Here is a 22,307-nt window from a genome sequence, read left to right as displayed (position 1 = left end):
GCCCTTATATTTCGGCTCCATGAACGTGGCGTCAATATGGATGATCAAAAAAGGACTACGACATGGTTCGATTCACCAGCGCCCGTAAACTCCGCTCCCGGCTGGCCATCCTTGGCGGCGCCGTCCTGTTCACCGTCGCCCTCACCGGCTGCGGGGGCGGGGGTGGGGGTGGGACCGATCCCGGCACCGGCGAGTACGGATTTCCCCAGGTTGCCCAGGACGACAAGGCCTCCATCACGGTGTGGGTGGACGCCGACCGTACGAAGGCCGCGGATGCCTTCCAGAAGGCCAACCCCGGCGTACCGATCCAGGTCGTCACCTACGACGGGTCGGCCAACGGCTCCAATTCCTTCCGGACGAAGATCCAGCTGTTCGACCGCGCCGGAAGCGGCTGGCCCGACGTGGTGTTCTCCAGCCAGAACAACGACGCCGCCTGGGCCAGCCAGAAGAGCAACGGCAAGCAGGCCTACGCCGCCGTGCTCAGCGACGGGCTGGTCGCGAAGGACACCCTCGACAAGTTCACGGCGGGTGCCCTGAACCCGTGCACCGTCGACGGCAAGGTGTACTGCCTGCGCAACGACCTGGCCCAGGCCGTGCTCTGGTACAACAAGGCGCTGCTCGACCAGTTCGGCTACCGGGTCCCCACCACCTGGGAGGAGTACCAGGCCCTCGGGGAGAAGGTCGCCCGCGAGCACCCCGGCTACATCGTCGGCACGGTGGGCGACGCCTGGACACCCGAGGTCTACTTCTGGGCCAGCAAGTGCCAGGCCAACGGCATCACCGGGCCCAAGGACGTCACCGTCGACACCGGCACCCCGCAGTGCCGGCGGGCCGCCACCATGCTCGACACCCTGATCAAGAACGGGACCACGCCGAACGTCAGCGTGTTCACCCCGGAGTTCGTCCAGAAGTACTCCGGCAAGGTTCTCACCATGCCCGGACCGGCCTGGTACGCGGGCGCCATCTTCAACAACCCGCAGTCCCTCAACGTCCCCAAGGGTCAACTCGGCGTGGCCGCCCCACCGGCCTGGCAGGGCGAGCAGGCCGTCACGGGCAACGTCGGCGGCGGCACCTGGTTCGTCAGCAGCCACTCGAAGAACCTCAAGGCCGCCGAGAGCTTCGTCCGATTCGTCACCACGGCCGACCAGTACCAGGTCGAGGTCGCTCCCGGCTACCCGGCCTACGCGCCCGCCGCGGAGAAGTGGGTGCAGAAACAGCAGACGAGCGGCTACTACGCCTCGGACCTGCAGGCCGTCGCCGAGGCCGGCACGTCGATCTGGGACGGCTGGGGATCCGGCATCTTCAGTCAGGAGGCCATCTGGGCCAAGACGATGACCCCCGCCATCGCGAACGGCAAGAGCCTGGTGTCGCTGCTGCCCGAGTGGCAGACCGCGATCAAGAACCAGGCACAGGTCGCCGGTTACACGGTCAAATGACGATCGTCGGCGAGACCGCCCCGGTGGCGGCCCCGGCGAGGCGGGCGGCCCGCAAGCCGCCCGCCTCCCGCGGCAGCGCGATGAGCTACGGCTTCATCTCCCTCTACGTGCTGTTGACGCTGGCCTTCGGCGTCCTGCCCGCGGTCTACGCCCTGGTTCTGGCGTTCACCGACGGCGAGGGCCGTTTCGCCGGGCTGGCCAACTTCGCCACGGTCGTCGGCGACTTCCGCTTCTGGCCGGCCGTGACGCACGTGGCGCTCTATCTCGTCATCTGGTTGGTCGCGCTGGTCGTTTTCGTGACCCTGCTGGCGATCGTCGTGCACGCGATCAGGGTCAGGTGGCTCAGCCGTACGCTGCGACTGGTCTTCTACCTGCCCGGCGCCCTCGCCGGCGCCTCCAGCGTGCTGCTGTGGCTGTTCGTGCTCGATCCGGCCGCCAGTCCGGTGAGCGGTCTGCTCTCCGCGCTCGGCTTCGACAGTTTCGTGCAGGTCATCGCGCCCGGAAATCTGCCGGTGGTCTTCACCGTCGTGGCCTTCTGGACCGGGGCCGGCGGCTGGATCGTGATCATGTACGGCGCCCTCAACAACATCAGCGCCGAGGTGATCGAGGCGGCGCGGGTCGATGGTGCCAACGCCGCTCAGATCGCGTGGCGCATACAGCTGCCGATGCTGCGCAAGTGGATCTCGTACATGGGCATCATGTCGCTGGCCGCCGGCACCCAGCTCTTCGTCGAGCCGCAGCTGCTGTCGCAGGCCAGCAATGCCGTCGTCCCGAACGACTACTCGCTCAACCAGCTCGCCTACCAGTACGCGTTCCAGCAGAACGACTTCAACGGAGCGGCGGCGATCTCCCTGCTGCTGCTCGTCATCGCCCTGGCGCTGTCCGCCGTCTTCGTGACGCGCGGCGGCCTGTTCGAGCGGGACTGAGCCCATGACGTCCGTGCACAGTGCCTCCCCCCGGTCACCCCGGCCCGGTCCGAGTGGCTGGAGCGGCAGGACGATCGCCGCGGTGATGGTGGCCGTGTTCGTCCTCTTCTTCGCCGTCCCCCTGGTCTGGCTGCTGCTCGCGACCACCAAGACCATGCGGGACCTGACTGTCGGCAATCCCTTCTCGTTCGGCAGCCTCGGCGACCTGGCCACCAATGTGGACCAGTTGTTCGCCTTCCAGGACGGGGCGGTCACCTCCTGGATCGGCAACTCCGCGCTGTACGCGCTCGGCGCGCTGGCCGTCACCCTGGTCGCCGGCATCCCGGCCGGTTACGCGCTGGCGCTGACCGAGTTCCGGTTCCGTCGATTACTGCTGGTGCTGACCCTGATCATTATGCTGATCCCCAACACGGCGCTGGTCCTGCCCATCTTCCTGGAACTCAACGCCGTCGGGTTGATCGGCAGCCCGATGTCGGTGATCCTGCCCATGTCGTTCTTCCCGTTCGGCGTGTACCTGACCTACATCTACTTCTCCACGAGCATCCCGCGCGACCTGCTCGCCGCCGCCCGCATCGACGGCTGCCGGGAGTTCCAGGTCTTCACCAGGATCGCGCTGCCGCTGGCCACGCCGATCGTCGCCCTGGTGGCCTTCTTCAGCTTCGTGCAGAACTGGAACAACTTCTTCCTGCCCTTCGTCATGCTGCCGTCCAGCGACGGGTACCCGGTTCAGGTCGGGCTGACCTCGCTGCTGGCCTCCACCCCGGCCTTCAACCCCAGCTCGGCCGGTGCCCAGTCCGTCCAGCTGCCGACCCTGGCCCTCGCCACCGTGGTGTCGGTCCTGCCGGTGCTCATCGTCTTCCTGGTGTCGCAGCGCTTCCTGGTCGCCGGGATGACCGCCGGCGGCACCAAGGAATGACCACCGCCTTTCGCGACAAGGAGCCGACATGAGAGTCACCGGCTATCGCAGCCTGCTGACCAGGCACGAGTGGGGCCGGCTGATCGGGGACGCCAACGGGGTGATGCCGGGTCACCAGACCGGCGTGCACGTGCTGATCCTCGAGACGGACGAGGGCATGGAAGGCGTCGGCGTCGGGGCTCACGGCGACATCGACCGCGTCTTCGGCGTCGTCGAGGGCCAGGACCCGCGCGCGGTCACCGCACTCTACGACCGCATGCTCGCGTGCGTGTTCAAGACCGGGCACGCCGGGTCGGCGTTCGGGGCCATCGGCGCGATCGACATGGCGCTGTGGGATCTGAAGGCCAAGGCCGCGGGTGAGCCGCTCTGGCGCACCCTCGGCGCACTGGACCGCTTCGTGCCCGGGTATGCCTCGGGGCTCGACATCGCGCTCGACGACGACGCGCTCGTCCGGCTCTACGAGCAGTACGCCGACCGCGGGTTCAGCTCGGCCAAACTGAAGGGTGGGCAGGACGTACGCCACGACCTGCGCCGGCTGCTCGCGGTGCGGGAGGTGCTGAGCCGCAACTCGGCCTACCCGGCGCTCATGCTGGACGCGAACGAGTCGTGGAACCGTACCCAGGCCGTCCGTTTCGTCACCGAGCTGGAGCGGACGATCGACCTGGCCTGGATCGAGGAGCCGGTGCGCCGCTGGGATGCCGGCGGGCTCGCGGCCGTGCGGCAGCACATCCGCGCGGGCGTGGCGACCGGGGAGAACCTGACCGGGCTCGAGCAGTACCGACCGTTGCTGGCCGCCGACGCCGTCGACATCGTCCAGGTCGGCAACGTCTGGGGCATCACGCACTTCCTGCGGACGGCGGCGGCGGCGCACCTGCATGATCTCCCGGTGAGCCCGGTGACCTACCACACCAATCCGGTGGCTCACGCCGCGGCCGCGATCCCGAACCATCTCGCCTTCGAGGTGCAGCACCTGACGGCGCCGGTCGGGCTCGTGATCGACCAGGAGATCATGGACGGTGGCATCGTCCTGGGCGACGAGCCGGGGATCGGCATCCGCGTCGACGAGGCCCACATCAACGCCGTCCGCGCGGCGAACCCGGTCGCCGAGTCGGGCGGGCCGCACGTTCGTCCGGTGCGAGCCGGCCTGCGACTCGCGCCCGGCCTGCCCGGGACGGCCGTGGGATCCGCCGCGACCCTGACGACAGGGACGCCGGCATGAGCCCGCGAACGCCGCAGCGGCACGCCGAGCAGCGGGCGCCCGGCGACGAGATCCGGCACCGGTCGTGAGCGACTTCGTCGACGCGCACGTCCACCTGTGGGATCGGGCCACCGACCCGCAGCCGTGGATCGAGCCGGACTCGATGGCGGCGATCGACCGGGACTTCGGCTCCGGCGACCTCGCCGAGATGCTCGACGCGACCGGTGCCGGCACGGCCGTGGTCGTCCAGAGCAGCAACAGCCCGGGCGAGACCCGCCGGTTGCTGGCCGACCCGGGGAACCGCATCGCTGCGGTCGTCGGCTGGATCGACCTCACCGCCGACGCCGGGGCGCAACTCGACCGCCTCGGCCCCGGAGCGCGGCAGCGGCTGGCCGGCATCCGTCATCTCGTCCATCTCGACCCCGATCCCGACTGGCTGAGCAGGCCCGCCGTCGGGCGCGGCCTCGACGTGCTCGCCGCCCGCGGCCTCTCCTTCGACCTGGTCGTGCGGTCCTGGCAACTGCCGCAGGCCGCCGCGGTCGCCACGGCGCATCCCGGCCTGTGTCTTGTGCTCGACCATCTCGGGGGCATCGCCGAGACCGACGACGAGCGGGGTTGGCAGCGCGGACTCCGGGCTCTCGCCGACCGGCCGAACGTGTACGCGAAGATCTCCGGCCTCGCCGGCCTGGTGCACGACCCGCACCGGCTGCGCCGGGTGACCGCCGTGGCTCTGGAGGCATTCGGCCCGGACCGGCTCATGTACGGCTCCGACTGGCCCCTGGCCCGGCTGAGCGCCGGACCGGTCGCCTGGCGGGCCGCGGTGGACGGTCTACTCGCCGGAGCGAGCCCGGCCGAGCGCCACGCGATCATGTCGGGCGTCGCCACCACCTGTTACGGGCTCGGCACGTGACCGCGATCGCGGACAGACTGTTCGGGCGGGCCAGATCGGCGCACGGCGTGCTCGGGTTCGGTGGCGCTCCTCTGGGCAACTTCGCCGCGGCGATGGACGACGAGCAGGCCGGCCGTACGCTGCGCCGGGCCTGGGCCGGCGGAATCCGCTATTTCGACACTGCGCCGCACTACGGCCTCGGACTCTCCGAGCGCCGGATCGGTGCCGCCCTGCGGGACCGCCCCCGCGACGAGTTCGTGATCTCGACCAAGGCCGGCCGGTTGCTCGTGCCCCGCGACCGGCCTCTCGCCCAGGACGACGACGGGTTCGTGGTGCCCGGCACCCTGCGGCGGCAATGGGACTTCACCGTCACGGGAGTCGAACGCTCACTGCGCGAGAGCCTCGGCCGGCTCGCCCTCGACTCGGTCGACATCCTCTTCGCCCACGATCCCGATCAGGCCTGGGCCGGCGCCGCCCGGCAGGCGCTCGCGTCGCTGGCCCGGCTCAGATCCGCCGGGCTGGTGTCGGCCATCGGCATCGGGACCAACGCGACCGCGGGGCTCGAGGGCGTCATCCGCGACGGTCTGGTGGACGTGATCATGCTCGCCAACCGGTACTCCCTGCTGGACCAGGAGGCGCTCGGGTCGGTCCTCGAGCCGGCCCGGGAACACGGGGTCGCCGTCGTCGCCGCCGGTGTCTTCGCCACCGGACTGCTCTCGACCGCGCATCCGCGCCGTGACGCCACCTACGATTACCGGCCGGCGCCCGCCGGCGTGCTCGGGCGGGCCGGCCGGATGGCGGAGATCTGCGCCGATCACGGCGTCCCGCTCCCCGCCGCGGCCCTGGCCTTTCCGCTGCTGCATCCCGCGGTGGCCGCGGTCGCCGTCGGAATGCGCTCGCCGCACGAGGTCGACGAGGATCTGCGTCACCTCTGCACCGACGTCCCGGCCGCGCTCTGGCGGGATCTCGTCGCCGGCGGGTTCGTCCCCGCCGGCGCGGTAGGCCTCTGACCCGCGGTTTCCTGATCAGCGGCGCAGGCGGCCGGGATCCTCGGGGCCGCCCCGGCGGACCAGCCATGCCTCGGTGATGTGGGTGAACATCGCCTCCGCCGCACCGGCCGGGTCACCGGCCGCGATGCGTTCGCAGATCCGGCGGTGCCCCCGGTTCGACGCCACGCACAACGCCCGCTCCGTCTGGCCCATGTACCGAGCGGTGTTGACGACCTGGCTCTCCAGCGCCCGCACGACCGCCCGCGCGATCCGGTTGCCGGAGGCCCGCATGATCGTGTCATGGAAGGCGCGGTCCTGATCCCCGTAGGCCTGCGTGTCGTCCACCAGCGTGTCCATCGTGTCGACCAGATCCCGCAGCCGGTCGACGGTGTCCGAGTCGGCCACGCGCGCGGCCACGTTCGCCATGTCCGACTCCAGCAGCCGCCGGGTGACGACGAGATCGTCCAGGATGACCAGGCCGTCGTCCTGGGCGATGCTCGCGCTCAGGATCATCTCGTCGAGCATGTCCCACATAGCCGGGGCCGTGACGATCGTTCCCGCGCCCTGCCGAACCTGGACCAGGCCCTTCTCCTGCAGGATCTTCACCGCTTCGCGTACCACCGTGCGGCTCACGCCGAAGTTGTCACCCAGGACGGGCTCGGGAGGTAGCGCCGTCCCGGGTTGATGCACGCCGTCGACGATCCGTCCCACCAGCTCCGCGGTGACCGCCCGCACGAGGCTCGCCGGGCGGCGCACCCAGGCCGGGGCCGCGGGGACTGCCACTCCCGCCTCCGGTGCTCGATCCATGCGTCCTCCCCGTACTCCTGAGCGCTACCGTGATCGTAGTGCCAGTCGGGGGAGCCGCCACCGCCATACATCATACCTATGATGTATGGCGGTGACCTGGGCGACCCGGTCGTCCTGAGGTGGCTGCCGGTCAGCGCGAGCTGATCAGCAGCCCCGGCACGACCGTACGGCCGGTGCGGAACTCGGTGTAGGCCCACTGCTCCTGGTCCGGCTGCGGGCCGACCGGGTTCACGGTGACCTGTCCCGATCCGCCCCGGGTGACCTCCGGCGGCGCGGTGATCGTCGCGTTGCGGCGGTTGCCGTCGGCCGCGACCGTTGTCACGCCGAGCCGGTAGGGCACCTCAGCGGTGTCCGTCGACTGCGCGTGCACGTACGCCAGGTATACGCCCGGCTCCGGGAAGAACCGTGCGATCCGCTCGTTGCTGTGCCAGAACGCCCAGCTGCGCTCGACCATTTTGCCGTCCTTGTAGAGATACAGGTCGAGGTTCTTGTTCGGGTCGTCCGAGGCGGTCTGCACGATCAGGCCCGCCGTTCCGCTCGGCACCACGATCCGGGTGCCCTGCGTCCCGACGCCACCGGGGAAGAACGATCCACCGGTCACGGTCGTGCTGAGCTGCTTGTCCGTCCAGGTCACCGGGGTGTATCCGGTGGTCCGCGCGGCCAGCGGCCCGGTGAATCCGGGCTCCAGGTAGCCCTGCCCGAGCCCGCCGACCCGGCCGAACTCGAGGCCGGTGTCGTCGTAGGGCCGCGGCGTGAGACCCCACGGCCGGGCCGCGACGGTGAGCCGCACGCGGTGCTGGGCGCCCGTGAGGATCAGCGAGCCGGTGGTGTATCGGTCCCAGGTGGCCGTACCCCGCGCCAGCTTGAGCGTGACGGTCGCCGTGGCGCCCGGACGGACGGTGAAGGTCTCGGGGGTGATGGTGACGTCCATGCCGGACAGGCCCTCGACGCGCGCCCGGTAGGTCTCGGTGCGCCCGCCGACATTGGTGAAGCTGCGCTTGACGACCACGGGGTGCAGACCGTCGTACTCCCGCAGCGCGATCGAGGGCAGGTTGAGCTCCTTGCCGTCCGGCGTCGCGGCCGAGGCGAAGGCGGTCAGCGAGGCCGCGGTCGGCTCGGCCACCAGACCGGGGTCGGTGGCGCGGGAGACGAGCGGCAGACCCGAGCCCTGCCGCAGCGGGCTGCTGGTCCCCTTCGTGTCGCCCGCCGTGGTCCGCAACGCCGAGGCCACCGCGCCCGGCGACCAGCCGGGGTGCTGGGCGCGCAGGATCGCGGCCATGCCGGCCACGTGCGGCGCGGCCATCGAGGTGCCGGAGTAGGCGTCGAAGAGCCGCCCACCGGCCATCGGCGACACCGCCGCGACCACGTCGACGCCGTCCGCCACGAGGTCGGGTTTCTGCAGCCCGGTGTGCATCTGGTCCGGCCCGTACGAGGAGAGCCCGGCCACGCTCGGCAGCCCGGCCACGCTCGAGGTGTCACCGCCGGTCGTCAGGGTCGCCGTGCCGTCGTCCCGGTGCGCCCACAGGTAGTTGAAGATCTGCCCGGCCTGCTCGGTGCTCCACAGGTACACCGCGGGGAAGTCGTAGATGACGTTGAGGCGTACGTTTCCGGCCGTCTGGAAGAGCACGACTCCTGCGCCGCCCTTGGCCTTGACCTCCTCGACGGCTCCGGCCGCGCTGTCGAAGTCACAGGCGACGATCTTGCCCTTGATCTTCGCGGCGTCGAGGCTGCCGCCCAGGCAGAACTGGGCGCCGTCCTCGGTCGAGCCGGCCCGGTCGGCGAAGACGATCGGGGTCCGGCCCCGCGCGGGCAGCACGTCCATCGAGGCGCCGACGATCTTCGTGCCGTCGCCGAGGCGTACGGTCGCCTCGTTGGCTCGTTCGACCGCGGCGCCCACGGTGGTGACCCACGGCTCGGCGTTGCTGATCATGCCGGACATGCCGTCGTTGCCGGCCGACGCGGCCACGAAGACGCCGGCCAGGTAGGCGTTGAGGAACGCGTTGCCGATCGGACTGTTGGGCTGGTAATCGCCCATCGCGTTGCCGATGGAGTAGTTGATGACGTCGACGCCGTCGGCGACCGCCGCGTCGATCGCCGCGATGATGTCGGCGTCGGTGCCGGAGCCGCCCCACAGAGCCTTGTAGACCGCGATCTGCGCGTCCGGCGCCACCCCCGAGATCTTGCCGAGGTCGCGGCCGAGCACCATCGCGTGCGCGACGGGCAGACCGGCCGCGGTCGACGCCGTGTGGGTGCCGTGACCCTGCATGTCGCGGGCGGAGAGGATCTCCCCGTCGGGCAGCCCTCCGGCCATCTCGATCCAGCCGTCCGCGAAGTAGCGGGCGCCGATGATCTTTCCGTTGCAGGCACTGGCCGGGAAGCCGTCGCCCACCTGGCAGGTGCCGTGCCAGCCCTTCGGCGCCGGCATGGTCGCCGCGAAGGACGCGCTCTCCGGCCAGATGCCGGTGTCGATGACCCCGACGACGACTCCGGACCCCTTGCCCGGCATCGGTGTGGTCTTCGGGCCGGTCGCTGCTGTCCTGCTCGGACTGCCGAGGGCCGCCGCGTCGGCCTTGACCACCTGCGCCTTGCTGACGGCGGCCACGCGCGGGTCCTCGGCCAGCGTCGTCGCCTGGGCACCGGTCAGCTTCGCGGTGAACCCGTTGAAGGCCGTCGTGTAGGTCTGCCGCGCCTTCACCCCGAGGTCGTCGAGCACGTCACGCTGGGCTTCGCTCAGATGTGCCCGGTATTTCTCCGCCGCGGCCGAGTGCGGCTGGAGCTCCTGCCCGGCCGCCGGCTCGGTGGCGGCAAGACCGGACTTCCCACCGGCGTACGAGGTGACGGGCGCCTCGCGCAGCCGGACCACGTACTGACCGTCGGTGAGGGCGGGGCTTGCGGTGTTCGGGCGAAGCGCGGCGCCGCCGGTGAGCGCCGCCGGAGTCCGTCCTTCGTGCAGAAGGCCCAGGTCGGGCAGTGGTGTGCCCGCCCGGGCCGGCGCCGGCCCACCCAGACCGACTGCGGTCAGGGTGAGAGAAAGAGTGAGTGCCGACAGCGCTCGAAGGCTCGTGGCCACGAGTCTCCTTCCCCAGTGGAGAGTCACTTGCATGGATGGCCACACCCAACCCTGAACCGGTTAAGAAACCGCAACAAGATCATTAAGATCGATGGAGCCGGCCGGGGCGTGCGCGAGGCGGACCCGCTGCCGGGGACCCTCTTCTTCGCCACTCGGGCGCATGTCGACGCGACCGGTCCGTCTCCGCCGACCACCCCGAGAACCTGCTGGGAATCATCGCGATCGATGCCAACGCAGCGCTCGACGACCTTGGCGATCATCAAGGACTGCGGCCACTTCCCGTGGGTGGAGCAGCCGGAGGCGTTCCGTGCGGCGTGTGCGGCCTGGTTCGAGGAGCGGAACGTCCCGCTCTCCTGACTGTCCGGCCGCGCGGCCGGCATGAACCCGCGGGGCGGGCGTCACCGACGCCCGCCCCGCGAACCGGATCGAGTGCTCGCCGCGGCGGCATCAGATCTGCTCGGCGCCGCCGTCGACGAAGATCTCAGCGCCGGTCATGAAGCTGGACTGCTCCGACACCAGGAAGAGCACCGCGTTGGCGATCTCCTCCGGGCGGCCGATCCGGTGTCGCCGCGGCCCGGAACGAGACGGAGGATCTGCTCGGCGCGAGCCGCGGCGACGGATTCGCCGGCATGATCCGTGATCGCTGTCATCCGGACATGTCGCTGATCCTGGGGGGTTCGCTCACCGGCGACGCGGGCGCGCTGCGGATGCTGGGAGACCACACCTACAGCGCCGGCGTCGGCCTGCGGTTGCGGGAGGTGACCGTCAGCCGGGACCTGATGATCTGGGAGACCGACTTCGTCAACCCGCCGGACGATCCCGAGCACTGCCCACCCGGCCTGATCTGGCTGCACAGCCTCCGGCGGGGCCGCACTCAGCGCCCCCGCCTGGCTTACCGTCTGGACGGCTCGCCCCGCGATCCGCGGTAACCGCGGTCCCGGAGCCGGCGAACCGCGGTCACCCGCAGGTCCGCCTTGGCGGCGGAACCGGCCGAGCCGAGGACCCGGCCGCCGGCCGTCGCCCAGCCGCCGGCTCCGACCGTGGGCCGCCGCCCAGCCGCTGGTCGCGGCCGGGGGCGGGGTCCGGCGCCGACCGGGGCGGCGGCGCGCCGGGGCGGAGCGGTGCTCCGCCGTACGGGAAAATGGTGTTGATTTTGATCTATCGGTAGCCGGCCGCGACGACGCTGGCCTGTACGGCGTTCTCGGTCGCGTCGGAGGGGTAACCGGCGACCATGGCGCCCTCGTAGAAGGTGCCGGCGCTCTGGTTGGTGTTGTCGATGCAGCAGTCGCCGCCGCTGCCGAGGATGATCGCGCCCTGCTTGCGCATCGGGCTGTAACCGCGCGGCAGTGCCCCGTCGTAGAGCGTGAACAGGTTGCCGGACTGGGCGTTGCTGCCCTTGATGGCGAATCGGGAGGTGCCGTTGTTCTTCAGCGTCGCGGTCACGAATTTGCTGGTGAACGCGCGCTGGTTGGAATTCCAGGCGCTGCTGCCGCCGGGGTAGAGGCCGTATTCGAGGTCCGCCTGCACCCACGGCCCGGTGCCTGAGCAGCCGCCGAACCAGCAGCTCGTCCCGAAGTAGATGGCATCCATGGCGCCGGCGCCGTCGGCGCGACGGGTGGTCTCACTGTTGCCGTAGTCGAAGCAGCAGCCGCTGTTGACGTGGGTTCCGCTGGTGACCATGTAGATGCCCTCGGGGGCGCTGCCGGTCGGGATGCCGGAAGCGGATCCGTTGCGCCAGTAGCTGTTGCCGGGGTTGATGTAGAGCGAGTACGCTTTGGCGCCGCCGACGGTGACCGTCTCGCGGGTGGCCCCGGCCGCCGTGTCGGCACCCCCGATCCCGCCCGGGCCCTGATAGCCGAGCTGGTTCCCGTGCCCGGACTGGTCATAGATGATCGTGATGACGCACGACGTGCCGGAGCAGAAGGCGTCCTGGCTTGCCGCGTTCGCCGCGCCGCCGCGGCCGAGCACGCCGATGTCGCGGGTGGTGTTGTCCGAGGAGCGTCGCACCTGGTAGAGCGCGCCGGTGTAGGCGGCGAACAGGGCGCGGGTGGTGCTGTGCGCGGCCATGCAGGGGGTGCCGCCCGCGGCGTAGATGTCGCAGGGCAGGTTCGTCGCCGGCGTCGAGGTGCTCGGCGACGGTGACGCGGAGGTGCTCGGCGACGGTGACGCGGAGGTGGAGGGGGACGGACTGCCGGTCGTGCCGTTGCAGGTGGTGCCGTTGAGAGCGAAGGAGGCCGGGGCCGGGTTGCCGCCGGTCCAGGTCCCGTTGAAGCCGAAGGAGACGCTGCCGCCGCCGGCGATCGTGCCGTTGTAGCTCGCGTTCGACACGCTCACCTGGGAACCGGACTGGCTCACCGTCCCGTTCCACAGCTGCGAGACGCTCTGCCCGGCGGTGAAGGACCAGGTCAGGGTCCAGTTCGCGATCGGGTCGCCGAGATTGGTGACGGTGACGCCGGCGGTGAAGCCGCCTTGCCAGGAGGACGACACGGCGTAGGCCACCGAACATCCCGTGGCCGCTGACGCCGGTGACGCGGCGGCGACGACCATCGAGGCCAGCAGGACACCGGCGGACAGTACCGCGGTGGTGGATCCGGGTTTTCTCATAACCTCTCCTGAATTCGGCATCCGGGAGCGCTCCCACGGAAGATTTCCTCAGAAAATTAGTTCAGTAAAAGATTGATGTCAATGTTAAGCGAATATTTCGCTCTCGAGTGACTGGGGCCATGAGCAGTCAATTCGTGACCCAATGGCGGAGAAGAGGGGGATCAGAAAAGTGTTATGTGTGGCGTCTCTGCCGAGTCGGAGGACGTTCCTTCGGCCAGGCTGAATCGTATTCTGAAATAGAACCTTCGCGGGCCGCCGGGCCGGCGGTTCCCCGGTCCTCCGGGGAAAGCCCACGCGACCCGGGTCCGCGTTGTTCAGGGTGCGAGGAAAGTCAACTAGGATCGACCGGAGCCAGGCCGGCATTCGGTGCCCTGGTGACTGGTGCGAGTGGAGGGGTCCAGGCCATGCCGTCACCCGCCCGGTCCCGGCCGCCGACCCTCGACGAGGTCGCCGAGCGTGCCGGGGTGTCCCGCACCGTCGTCTCTCGCGTGATCAACAACGGGCCGCACGTGAGCCCGGCCAAGCGCGAAGCGGTGGAGAAGGCGATCCGCGAGCTCCGCTTCACCCCCAACCGGGCCGCGAGGGCTCTGGTCACCCGCCAGACGGGGGTGGTGGTCCTGGCGGTCTCCGGCGAGGGGCCGGAGGTGTTCGGGGACCCGTTCTTCGCGCAGATCATCGTCGGCGCATCCACCGCGCTGGAGAAGACCGAACTGCATCTCATGCTCAGCCTGGCCACGCCCGTCCACGGGCGGCAGCGGCTGAAGGCCTTCCTGCAGACCCGGGGCGCCGACGGGGTGATGCTGGTCGCGATGCGTGGCGACGATCCGCTCATCGACATCGCCGCCCAGTCCGGGTTGCCGACCGTTTTCGTGGGACTACCGATCCACGGCACGCCGCCCTTCTACGTCGACGTGGACAACGCCGGTGGATCGCGGGCGGCGACCGAGCATCTGCTCCGCAACGGCCGCCGCCGAATCGCCATGATCACCGGACCGGAGGACACCGCCGTCGGCCGGGAGCGCCGCCGCGGCTACACCGAGGCGTTGCTGCTGGCGGGCTCCGGGCCGTACGCCGTGCAGCCGGGTGACTTCCTGGAGAAGGGTGGGGCCGAGGCCATGCGCGCGCTGCTGAGTGCGTACCCGGATCTCGACGCGGTGGTCGCCGCCAACGACAACATGGCGGCCGGCGCCCTGCGGGTGTTGCGGGAAGCGGGCCGTGCGGTCCCCGGTGACGTGGCGGTGGTCGGCTTCGACGATCTGCCCGTCGCGGTGCACACCGATCCGAAGCTCACCACCGTCCATCAGCCGGTGCAGGCCCTGGGCCGGGAGGCCGCCCGCATGCTCATCGACCTGCTGGACGGCGCCCGGCCGGAACCGTTCATCCTGCCGACGAGAATGGTGGTGCGGGAATCCGCCTGAGCGCGATCCGGGCCAGCTCGTGGCCCCGGCCGTTCATGTACCGGCGGTGCACCCAGGAGGTGAACGCGGTCAGCGCGGCCGGTGACGACGCCGGTGACCACGCCTCCTCCTTCGTCACATCGAAGTAGGTGAGCAGTTTCAGTTCCGGGAACGCCCCCGCGGCGAGCGTCGCGTCGAGGTCTCGCAACCACCGCGCCTTGTCGCCGCCGTCCTCGGACGACGCGAACTCCCCGAGCATCACCGGCCGGTGCGGCGCGACCGCACGAGCCTTCGCGTACGCGGCGGTGAAAGTCGCGTCGAACCCGGCCCAATGGTCGCCGGTCGGATCCCAGGACGGGCCGAATCCCCAGTTGTAGCCGTCGATGCCCACCCAGTCGACGTAGTCGTCGCCGGGGTACGCGGCCGCGGGATCGTTGTAGGCCTCGTCCGGCGCGGAGCCGTTGTTGAACGCCCACACCCACTGAACGTTGCATGCCCCGGCCGCCTCCGCCACGTCGTGGACGTGCCGGTACGCCCGCACGTAGCGCGACGGGTCGGCGTCGTTGTTGGCGATGCCCCAGGGATACCAGTTGCCGTTGAACTCGTGTCCCCAGCGGACCAGAATCGGCCGCCCCACGGCGGCGAATTCCCTGGCCCGTGCGGTGATGTAGCCGTCCCAGGCGCCGTCGATGATGTCCTGCAGACGGATCTGAGCCGGATCGTTCGGTCCCAGAGCGGTGTTCCACGGCTCCCAGGTGTAGTGCGGCATGATTCCGCGTCGCCACAGCATCTTCGCCTCGTTCACCGGGAACGCCGCGCCGGTCGCCCAGCTGTCGAACCACATCACGCTGGCCGGGGTGACGCCGTAGAGGGTGCTGACGTCGGCGGCGATCGCGGTCGGATCCTCCTCGCGGAAAACGCCGAGGTAGCGAGTCGTGCCCCGGGCGGCGTTCGCGCGACCGGGGTCGGACGCCACCGCGACCGCGGCGATCGCGGCTGACCCCAGCAATGTTCGCCTGCGCATAGTGTCTCCTCGTTTTGGAAGCGCTTCCGGTGTCAACGTATGACTGACGCTGATCTATGTAAAGAGAGATCATGAGCATGGTTCCCGGGAGCGTGGCGCAGGTGGTGATCGAGCAGGACAGATTGACAAAAGTCAACGGGGGGTTTCAGACTTTCCATCGACCTGTCCGGATGTCCTACTCCGGAAGCGCTTCCAAAAGCCCCCGGAAGAAGCGGAGTTCCCGTGCTCATCGCCCGATCCCGCGCCGCCGCCGCCGTCCTCGGCGTCGCCCTCGCACTCGCCGGCCCCGGCGCCGTACCGGACCAGGCGGCCATCGGTTCGAGCTTCACCGACAACTTCGACGGCTTCGACACCGGACGCTGGTACAAGGCCGACGGCTACAGCAACGGCGGCATGTTCAACGCCGGCTGGCGCGGCGACCACGTCACCGTCGGCGGAACCATGAACATCAACCTGGACAATCAGCCGTGCCCGAGCGGTTGCTCGGGCAAGCCCTACGCCTCCGGCGAGTACCGCACCACGAACCTGTACTCCTACGGCCGGTTCGAGGCCCGGCTGAAAGCGGTCAAGAACCCCGGCACCGTCACGTCGTTCTTCACCTACACCGGGCCGAGTGACGGCCAGCCCTGGGACGAGATCGACGTCGAGATCCTCGGCAAGAACACCAACCAGGTTCAGCTCAACTACTTCACCAACGGCACCGGCGGCCACGAGACCGTCATCAACCTGGGCTTCGACGCCTCCGCCGGGTACCACAACTACGCCTTCGAGTGGTGGAACCGGGGCACTGTCAACTGGTTCGTCGACGGGGTGCTGGTCCACCAGGAGAACGGGTCACGGGGGCCGCTTCCCACTCACCCGCAGCGCATCATGATGAATCTGTGGCCGGGCATCGGGGTCGACAGCTGGCTACAGCCGTTCACCTACCGGGGCCGGCAGACCGCGAGCTACGACTGGGCCAAGTACACCAGGTACTGAGCCCGGACCACGACGAGGCCAGGGGCCCGCGCCCGGCTGTGTCCCGTGCCTGCGCTGCACGCCACCCGTCGTCGTGACCTCCACCCGGATGTGGAGTCCGGCCGGCGCTGACCTCGGAACGGAGGCACGAGGGATGAAGCGCCGCCCGCCGCCGCGGCGGCGGGAGATCACGGCTGTGGTCCGGCCGGTAGGGTTTCGCGAGCCGTCCACCATGGATCACGGGAGTCGGGATGAGCGAGCGCGGTGGGGCCCTGCGTCCTGAGGACCCGGTGCACATCGGGGCGTACGAGCTGGTCGGCCGGCTCGGGGCCGGTGGCATGGGCGTGGTCTACGAGGCTCGGGGGATCGACGGGCAGTCGGTCGCGGTGAAGGTGGTGCACGCGGAGTACGCCGCCGACGGGGAGTTCCGGGCGCGGTTCCGGTCCGAGGTCGCCCGGGCCCGGCAGGTGCCGCCGTTCTGCACGGCCGCTGTGCTCGACGCCGACCCCGAGGCGGCGCGGCCGTACCTGGTGGTCGAGTTCGTCGACGGGCCGTCGCTGGCCGCGGAGGTGGCCCGGCGCGGGCCGCTGAGCGCGCCGAACCTGCACGGGCTGGCGATCGGCGTGGCCACCGCGCTGGCCGCGATCCACGAGGCCGGGGTCATCCACCGCGACCTCAAGCCGCAGAACGTGCTGCTCGCGCCGGGCAGTCCGAAAGTGATCGACTTCGGCATCGCCCGGGCGCTGGAGTCGGCGACCCAGCACACGCGAACCGGGGAGGTCGTCGGAACGGTCAACTACATGGCGCCGGAACGCTTCGGTGACCCGGACGTCCCCGTCACCCCGGCCGCGGACATCTTCGCCTGGGGCTGCGTGGTCGCGTACGCAAGTCAGGGTCGTCCGCCCTTCGACGCCGAGTCCGCGGTCGGCGTCTTCGGCCGGATCATGAACGGCAATCCGACCCTCGACGGACTGACCGGGGCGCTGCGGGTGCTGGTGCAGCGGGCCCTGTCGCCGGTACCGGAGCAGCGGCCGACGGCCCGGGAACTGGTCGAGGCACTGCTGGACCGAACCCAGGTCCATCCGGAACTGCGCGCCGCGGTCGACGGGATCATCAAGGTCCGCAAGCGGCGGCGAGGGGTCAGGACGCTCGTCGTGGTGCTGGCGCTGGCGCTCGCCGGGGGCCTCGGGTTCGCCCTGCGGCCCCGCAACGACGACGACGTCCCGAAGGACGACGTCACCAGGCTGGTCATGCCGAGTGGGACCCTCGAACTCTCCGACCCGCTGGTGGTCGAGGGCAAGTGGGAGCAGACGTCGGTGGAGGGCGACAAGACGTACTGTCGCTATGTCGATGATCGTTTGCAGGTGCAGAACCACTCCACCGGCGTGTGGCAGTGCCAGGGCGAACGCGTCGACCTCAAGGGCAGCTTCGCCGTCGAGGTCAGCGCCCGGATCGAGCGGGCCGGCAGTTGCCTGGGCGTGTGGTTCGCCGAGTCGAGGGAGCGGGTCTACCGGCTCGACGTGTGCGCGAATGCCTGGCGGGTGCAGGCCGAGAGTCAGGGAAACGGCGACACGCTGCCGGTGCACGAGTGGGCGTCCCCGGTGGCGGTTCCCGGCACGGAGTTGCGCCTGCAGGTGGCGGTGCAGGACGGCGTGCTCCGGGTCGGCCACGACGGCATTCTGATCGGTGAGCAGACGATGCCGGAGACGGACGTGACCGGCGGCGCCTTCGGCCTCGGCGTGATCAGCGACCAGTCCGACGCCCGAGTCTCCTTCAGCGATGTGGAAGCCTGGTCCGTCTGACCGGTTGTCGCGTCTCGTCCAACCCGGCCGTTCTCTCCCCGCGGCATCGCTGCCGGTGACGATCTTTCCCCGCGGGCACTGCGGGGAGCAGGCGGGCGCGATGAGGAAGCGTGTCGCCACAACGAGATGCTTGTACCAGAAGGCAGGCCGGTGATCGATCCGCCGCGGCCGAGCAACTGACCGCCGTGCTCGACGGTGACTCGCAAGGCTGGGCCGTGGCCCGGTCGGGGCTGTCGACTTGACCGACGGGTCGGTCACGGCGAGCATTGAGCTCGCGAACCGCGACCGATGTCTCCAGGCCGGCCTCGGCCGCCTGGCCGAGAAGGCAGGGCATGACGTTGCAGCAACACCCGGGCCCAGCGGCCACCGAGGGCGGGGAAGGCGCGGTCATCACCGGCCGGTGGGGAGGGGCGCCGGGCTGGTTCGCCACCGCTGACGCTGTCGGCGACGAGGTGGTACCACGGCTGGCGGATTGGTGCGCGGTGCACGTGCGTGTCTCCGCCGTACGAGCGTTGCGTGCCGGTGTGACAGTCGCTCTCGACGAGATCGTCGCGGCGCAGCCGGACGACGGCGAACTCCTCGAAATGATCACCCTGCGCCATCGTGACGCCGGACGTGAGCCGGTGGTCCGGCACTGGGCGGCCGAAGTGCCGGTCCGAGTCGGCGACAACTACGGCGCGGGTCGCGTCGCCGCCACCGGGGTGACACGCTACCTGCCGCACGTGCCGTCCGGGATGCTGCAGGCCGTGGTCACCGATCCTGAGCAGGCGAGCCAGCTCAGGTCGCTGGGCGTCTCCAGTTCGATCGTCGTGCCTCTGCGCACCTCGAGCGGGGTTCTCCTCGGCGCGATGACGCTGATCAGGGAGTTGGACTTCCACGAGCCGTTCGCGGAGTCCGACGTGCACACTGCCGAGGGCTTCGCCCGGCTGGCGGCCGACGCGCTGGACGCCTCCCGGGTCACCACCGTGACGACGGAATCGGCAACACCGCCACCGTGGCTTCGTGACAGCGTCAGCTGGCGCCCGGAGAACCCCGCTGCCGTCACGACGAGCACCGAGGGCCGCAACTGGGTGCGGATGACGCTCCCGGAGGTGCTGACCCGGACGCCTCGGCGCGAGTTCTACGACGACGTGGACCTGGTGGCGACCGAACTGATCAGTAACGCGGTACGCCACGGTGGTGGACTGTGCGAGGCGCAGTTGATCAACACCGGGGAACACCTGCGGGTGGTGGCCGCCGACGACGACCCGCGCAGCCCCGCGGTCAGGCCGCGCCACGAGGACCGGCCCAACGGGCGAGGCATGCACCTCATCCAGGCGCTGACCGATGCGTGGGGCGTCTACCGGCACCATGCCGAGCCCGGCAAGCGTGTCTGGGCCGACCTGCGTTTCAGCTGATCCGTCGGGCAGGCGCCGGTCACGGGACCGTGGGAGGAGGGAAACTCACCTCCACGCGGAGGCCGTCCCGGCCGGTGGAGGACGCCGCGATCGTGCCGTCGTGCGCCCTCGTGATCGACCGGGCGATCGCCAGCCCCAGCCCCGCACCGCCACTGTGGTCGATGCGAGCGGCCGTCCGCCGCCGGAACGGCTCGAACAGTGCCGACACCTCGTCCGGCGGGATGTCGTCGCCGGTGTTGACGATGATCAACGCAGGGGCGTCGCCCACCCGTACGTCGATGGTTCCTTCTTCCCGGTTGTATTTGACCGCGTTCTGGATCAGATTGCTGACCAGCCGCTCCAGCAGCACCTGCTCGCCGAGCACCACCCGCGGACGCAGCTGCGTCGTGATGGTGATCCCGGCTTCGGCCGCGCGTTTACGATGCGCGTCGACGACCGCCGCGGTGATCTCGTCGAGTCGCAGCGGCGTCGACGACATCAGCCCGCGGTCGCTCTCGCTGAGCACCAGCAGACCCTCGATCAGCCGCTCGTTGCGTTCATTGGTCTGCAACAACTGGGCGGTGAGCAGCTCGACCTGGTCGGCGCTGAGCGTGTGAGCCATGCTGACCTCGATGAGCGTCCGCTGGACGGCCAGCGGCGTGCGCAACTCGTGGGACGCGTCCGCGGCGAACCGGCGCTGCGCCTCGTAGCCGACCGCGATCCGGTCCATCATCTCGTCGATCGCGCGCCCGAGCCGCGCGAGTTCGCCGGAGCCGGGGCCGGGCCGCAGACGGTGACCGAGGTTCTGCGGGCCGACGTCGGAGATCAGCGGGACGATGTCCCGGACCGGCCGCAGGCACCAGCGGACCAGCGGCACGCACGCCGCGGCCAGGAGCAGCAGGAAGACCAGCCGGGTCAACACGTTCGGGATGCTGGGATGCCGGTAGAGCTGAATGCAGAGGTACGACGTGCTCTCACCCGGCGAATCCAGCGCCGGCGGGGAGCACGGGCCCGGTACGAAGTCCGACCACAGGTCGAGGAACCGGGCCGACACCCACGGCACGAACTGCGCCGCGATCAGAAGAAGAGCACCGACGAGCAGCATGCGCCGGCCGGGCGAGCCGAGGGTCATGAGCCCAGCCGGTATCCGACGCGGGGAATGGTGTGGATCAGCGGCGGGTCGCCGAGCTTGCGCCGCAGCGTCATGATCGTCACCCGGACGGTGTTGGTGAACGGGTCGGTGTGCTCGTCCCATGCCTGTTCGAGGAGGTCCTCGGCGCTGACGATGCGGCCGCCGGCCCGCATGAGCACGTGCAGGACGGCGAATTCCTTCGGCGACAGTGACAGCACCAGGCCGTCGCGGGCGGCGGTGTGCCGGGTCACGTCGAGGACCAGTCCGTCCCGCTCCAGCACCGGTGGCAGCGCGGTGGCCGACCGCCGGGACAGCGCCTGCAACCGGGCGACGAGCTCGGCGAAGGCGAAAGGTTTCGTCAAGTAGTCGTCGGCGCCCAGTCCCAGGCCTTCGACACGGTCGCGGATGCCGACGGCGGCGGTGAGCATCAGGACCCGGGTGCCGCTGTCCGAGCCGGCGATCATCCGGCACACGTCGTCACCGCTGCGTCCGGGCAGGTCCCGGTCGAGGACGGCGACGTCATACCGGTTGACGACGAGTTTCTCGGCGGCGGTGTCGCCGTCGTAGACCACGTCGACCGCCATCGAGAACCGTCGCAGCCCCTCGGCGATCGTGTCGGCCAGAATCCGCTCGTCCTCGGCGACAAGCACCCGCACGCCTTGCCCTCCTGTCGGTGATCCTCCGCCGGCCACAAACACTGCCCCGGCCTGGCCAGGACGTCCGCCGGGCAGCCTCGCAACCCCCGGATAAAAATTCCGTAAGCACGCGTCTGACAGCCCCTGAACATCCCGTTGCCGAGCATGAGCACACCTCGTCCCTTCGCCCGACCCGGTGGTGCCCTCTTGCTCCGTCCCCTGACGAACCTACTCACGATCGTGCTGATCGTGCTGGCCGGTGCTCAGCCCGCCGAGGCTGTCGCCTACGGCGAGGACGCTCCGGACGGCGACTACGCGTTCTCGGCCCGCCTGACCATGACCGGCATCCCGACCGAGGAGCGCGGCAGCCGGGACAGCTGGTGCTCAGGGGCTCTGATCGCACCGAAGTGGGTGATCACCGCCGGACATTGTTTCCGCGACGCCGACGGCGAACGGGTGAGCCGCACCGTCGCGGCGGAAACCACCGCCACCGTCGGACGCACCGACCTCGGGACCTCCGCCGGGCACGAGGTCCGTGTCGTCGGCGTCCGGCAGTCGGAGACCGCCGACGTCGCTCTCGCCGAGCTCGACGAACCGATCACCGACATCGCGCCCCTCAAGGTCGGCAGCACCGCGCCGGAACCGGGGGAGAAGGTCCGGCTGACCGGCTACGGGCTCTCCGGCACGGGCGATTCCACCCCGGAGCGGCTGCAGACCGGCCGGTTCGTCGTCGACCGGGTCGGCGACACCGTCCTGGAGATCTCCGGCCGCGCGCCGCGGCGGGACACCAGTGCCTGCCCGCACGACTCCGGCGGCCCGTACTTCCGGGAGAGCCCGCCGGTCCTGATCGCCGTGGTGAGCAGCGGCCCGACCTGCCCGCACGAGGGCCCCGACCTCAGCGCCCGCACCGACAACCTGGCGAACTGGATCACCGGGACGATCGACGACGGACCCACCTTCCCGGGGACCACGCCGGTGCGGGTCGCGGTGGGCGCGGCGCTGCTGTTCGTCCTGCTCGTGGCCGTGTTCCTGGCCCGGTCGCAGCATCGCGGCACCCGCCGCCGGGCGGCGAAAGCGGTCACCGGGGTCTGATCCGTTGCATGTGCCGGCGATGGGTGCGTGGCCACCCGGCGGGCCGCGATCGTCGGC

20 protein-coding genes are annotated in these 22,307 nt (G+C 70.3%); 13 read left to right on the top strand and 7 right to left on the bottom strand.

Annotated features, from left to right (window positions below; genetic code table 11):
* Nucleotides 1-62 precede the first annotated feature (62 nt).
* From ACH442_RS29425 to ACH442_RS29400, 6 genes are all read left to right on the top strand, one after another.
* The gene (locus ACH442_RS29425) at nucleotides 63-1,436 is read left to right on the top strand and encodes an ABC transporter substrate-binding protein (protein WP_396341351.1); all 1,374 of its coding nucleotides are present in this window, start codon (nucleotides 63-65) and stop codon (nucleotides 1,434-1,436) included.
* Nucleotides 1,433-2,362 carry a carbohydrate ABC transporter permease gene (locus ACH442_RS29420; protein ID WP_396341350.1) on the top strand — a complete coding sequence of 310 codons (930 nt, stop codon included), beginning with the start codon at nucleotides 1,433-1,435 and terminating at the stop codon, nucleotides 2,360-2,362. Before ACH442_RS29425 ends, ACH442_RS29420 begins: the two co-directional genes overlap by 4 nt.
* Nucleotides 2,363-2,447: 85 nt before the next feature.
* Complete coding sequence (locus ACH442_RS29415) at nucleotides 2,448-3,278, top strand: carbohydrate ABC transporter permease (RefSeq protein WP_396341428.1); 831 nt, start codon at nucleotides 2,448-2,450, stop codon at nucleotides 3,276-3,278.
* A gap of 28 nt (nucleotides 3,279-3,306) precedes the next feature.
* Nucleotides 3,307-4,497 carry a mandelate racemase/muconate lactonizing enzyme family protein gene (locus tag ACH442_RS29410; protein WP_396341349.1) on the top strand — a complete coding sequence of 397 codons (1,191 nt, stop codon included), beginning with the start codon at nucleotides 3,307-3,309 and terminating at the stop codon, nucleotides 4,495-4,497.
* A gap of 64 nt (nucleotides 4,498-4,561) precedes the next feature.
* Complete coding sequence (locus ACH442_RS29405; RefSeq protein WP_396341348.1) at nucleotides 4,562-5,386, top strand: amidohydrolase family protein; 825 nt, start codon at nucleotides 4,562-4,564, stop codon at nucleotides 5,384-5,386.
* Nucleotides 5,383-6,375: an aldo/keto reductase gene (locus ACH442_RS29400; protein ID WP_396341347.1), complete on the top strand. Its 993-nt coding sequence runs from the start codon at nucleotides 5,383-5,385 to the stop codon at nucleotides 6,373-6,375. The genes ACH442_RS29405 and ACH442_RS29400 overlap by 4 nt, the downstream gene beginning before the upstream one ends.
* Nucleotides 6,376-6,390: 15 nt before the next feature.
* On the opposite strand, the gene ACH442_RS29395 is transcribed toward ACH442_RS29400, so the two are convergent.
* Entirely contained in the window at nucleotides 6,391-7,161 is a 771-nt protein-coding gene (locus ACH442_RS29395; protein WP_396341346.1) for a FadR/GntR family transcriptional regulator, read from the bottom strand.
* 130 nt (nucleotides 7,162-7,291) lie between these two features.
* A complete protein-coding gene (locus tag ACH442_RS29390) occupies nucleotides 7,292-10,231 on the bottom strand; it encodes a S8 family serine peptidase (protein WP_396341345.1) in 2,940 nt (979 codons plus the stop codon).
* Between the two features lie 225 nt (nucleotides 10,232-10,456).
* On the opposite strand from ACH442_RS29390, the gene ACH442_RS29385 reads away from it, so the two are divergent.
* On the top strand, nucleotides 10,457-10,588 hold the full coding sequence (locus tag ACH442_RS29385; RefSeq protein ID WP_396341344.1) for an alpha/beta fold hydrolase: 132 nt from the start codon (nucleotides 10,457-10,459) through the stop codon (nucleotides 10,586-10,588).
* Between the two features lie 90 nt (nucleotides 10,589-10,678).
* On the opposite strand, the gene ACH442_RS29380 is transcribed toward ACH442_RS29385, so the two are convergent.
* On the bottom strand, nucleotides 10,679-10,789 hold the full coding sequence (locus ACH442_RS29380; RefSeq protein WP_396341427.1) for an SDR family oxidoreductase: 111 nt from the start codon (nucleotides 10,787-10,789) through the stop codon (nucleotides 10,679-10,681).
* Nucleotides 10,790-10,887: 98 nt separating this feature from the next.
* Between ACH442_RS29380 and ACH442_RS29375 the strand changes: the two genes are divergently transcribed.
* Nucleotides 10,888-11,160: a hypothetical protein gene (locus ACH442_RS29375; RefSeq protein ID WP_396341343.1), complete on the top strand. Its 273-nt coding sequence runs from the start codon at nucleotides 10,888-10,890 to the stop codon at nucleotides 11,158-11,160.
* A 229-nt stretch (nucleotides 11,161-11,389) separates the two neighbouring features.
* On the opposite strand, the gene ACH442_RS29370 is transcribed toward ACH442_RS29375, so the two are convergent.
* Complete coding sequence (locus tag ACH442_RS29370) at nucleotides 11,390-12,835, bottom strand: arabinofuranosidase catalytic domain-containing protein (RefSeq protein ID WP_396341342.1); 1,446 nt, start codon at nucleotides 12,833-12,835, stop codon at nucleotides 11,390-11,392.
* 404 nt (nucleotides 12,836-13,239) lie between these two features.
* On the opposite strand from ACH442_RS29370, the gene ACH442_RS29365 reads away from it, so the two are divergent.
* Nucleotides 13,240-14,253 (top strand): LacI family DNA-binding transcriptional regulator, encoded by a 1,014-nt coding sequence (locus tag ACH442_RS29365; protein WP_396341341.1) that lies wholly within the window; start codon nucleotides 13,240-13,242, stop codon nucleotides 14,251-14,253.
* On the opposite strand, the gene ACH442_RS29360 is transcribed toward ACH442_RS29365, so the two are convergent.
* On the bottom strand, nucleotides 14,213-15,256 hold the full coding sequence (locus tag ACH442_RS29360; protein ID WP_396341340.1) for a glycoside hydrolase family 26 protein: 1,044 nt from the start codon (nucleotides 15,254-15,256) through the stop codon (nucleotides 14,213-14,215). The genes ACH442_RS29365 and ACH442_RS29360 overlap by 41 nt on opposite strands.
* Nucleotides 15,257-15,478: 222 nt before the next feature.
* Between ACH442_RS29360 and ACH442_RS29355 the strand changes: the two genes are divergently transcribed.
* The 3 genes from ACH442_RS29355 to ACH442_RS29345 all read left to right on the top strand — a co-directional run bounded on the left by ACH442_RS29355 (nucleotide 15,479) and on the right by ACH442_RS29345 (nucleotide 19,412).
* Nucleotides 15,479-16,234 (top strand): glycoside hydrolase family 16 protein, encoded by a 756-nt coding sequence (locus tag ACH442_RS29355; protein ID WP_396341339.1) that lies wholly within the window; start codon nucleotides 15,479-15,481, stop codon nucleotides 16,232-16,234.
* Between the two features lie 230 nt (nucleotides 16,235-16,464).
* Complete coding sequence (locus tag ACH442_RS29350) at nucleotides 16,465-18,015, top strand: serine/threonine-protein kinase (RefSeq protein ID WP_396341338.1); 1,551 nt, start codon at nucleotides 16,465-16,467, stop codon at nucleotides 18,013-18,015.
* Between the two features lie 332 nt (nucleotides 18,016-18,347).
* A complete protein-coding gene (locus tag ACH442_RS29345; RefSeq protein ID WP_396341337.1) occupies nucleotides 18,348-19,412 on the top strand; it encodes an ATP-binding protein in 1,065 nt (354 codons plus the stop codon).
* A gap of 19 nt (nucleotides 19,413-19,431) precedes the next feature.
* Here the strand turns inward: ACH442_RS29345 and ACH442_RS29340 are convergent, their stop codons facing one another.
* Nucleotides 19,432-20,523 carry a sensor histidine kinase gene (locus ACH442_RS29340; protein WP_396341336.1) on the bottom strand — a complete coding sequence of 364 codons (1,092 nt, stop codon included), beginning with the start codon at nucleotides 20,521-20,523 and terminating at the stop codon, nucleotides 19,432-19,434.
* Nucleotides 20,520-21,179, bottom strand: coding sequence for a response regulator transcription factor (locus ACH442_RS29335; RefSeq protein WP_396341335.1), 660 nt, complete (start codon nucleotides 21,177-21,179; stop codon nucleotides 20,520-20,522). Before ACH442_RS29335 ends, ACH442_RS29340 begins: the two co-directional genes overlap by 4 nt.
* A 186-nt stretch (nucleotides 21,180-21,365) precedes the next feature.
* On the opposite strand from ACH442_RS29335, the gene ACH442_RS29330 reads away from it, so the two are divergent.
* On the top strand, nucleotides 21,366-22,250 hold the full coding sequence (locus tag ACH442_RS29330; protein ID WP_396341334.1) for a S1 family peptidase: 885 nt from the start codon (nucleotides 21,366-21,368) through the stop codon (nucleotides 22,248-22,250).
* The last annotated feature ends 57 nt before the right edge of the window (nucleotides 22,251-22,307 follow it).

It is taken from the genome of Actinoplanes sp. NPDC020271, assembly GCF_044388125.1.
Taxonomy (GTDB): Bacteria; Actinomycetota; Actinomycetes; order Mycobacteriales; family Micromonosporaceae; genus Actinoplanes.
The sequence above is the reverse complement of the archived record's forward strand: the minus strand, read 5'-3'. Positions and strand labels throughout refer to the sequence as shown.

Coding starts and splice junctions, on each gene's coding strand:
- ACH442_RS29385 (WP_396341344.1), top strand. CDS start 10,457: ATGCCAACGCAGCGCTCGACGACCTTGGCGATCATCAAGGACTGCGGC.
- ACH442_RS29425 (WP_396341351.1), top strand. CDS start 63: ATGGTTCGATTCACCAGCGCCCGTAAACTCCGCTCCCGGCTGGCCATC.
- ACH442_RS29360 (WP_396341340.1), bottom strand. CDS start 15,256: ATGCGCAGGCGAACATTGCTGGGGTCAGCCGCGATCGCCGCGGTCGCG.
- ACH442_RS29410 (WP_396341349.1), top strand. CDS start 3,307: ATGAGAGTCACCGGCTATCGCAGCCTGCTGACCAGGCACGAGTGGGGC.
- ACH442_RS29395 (WP_396341346.1), bottom strand. CDS start 7,161: ATGGATCGAGCACCGGAGGCGGGAGTGGCAGTCCCCGCGGCCCCGGCC.
- ACH442_RS29375 (WP_396341343.1), top strand. CDS start 10,888: ATGTCGCTGATCCTGGGGGGTTCGCTCACCGGCGACGCGGGCGCGCTG.
- ACH442_RS29415 (WP_396341428.1), top strand. CDS start 2,448: ATGGTGGCCGTGTTCGTCCTCTTCTTCGCCGTCCCCCTGGTCTGGCTG.
- ACH442_RS29345 (WP_396341337.1), top strand. CDS start 18,348: ATGACGTTGCAGCAACACCCGGGCCCAGCGGCCACCGAGGGCGGGGAA.
- ACH442_RS29365 (WP_396341341.1), top strand. CDS start 13,240: ATGCCGTCACCCGCCCGGTCCCGGCCGCCGACCCTCGACGAGGTCGCC.
- ACH442_RS29340 (WP_396341336.1), bottom strand. CDS start 20,523: ATGACCCTCGGCTCGCCCGGCCGGCGCATGCTGCTCGTCGGTGCTCTT.
- ACH442_RS29370 (WP_396341342.1), bottom strand. CDS start 12,835: ATGAGAAAACCCGGATCCACCACCGCGGTACTGTCCGCCGGTGTCCTG.
- ACH442_RS29350 (WP_396341338.1), top strand. CDS start 16,465: ATGAGCGAGCGCGGTGGGGCCCTGCGTCCTGAGGACCCGGTGCACATC.
- ACH442_RS29420 (WP_396341350.1), top strand. CDS start 1,433: ATGACGATCGTCGGCGAGACCGCCCCGGTGGCGGCCCCGGCGAGGCGG.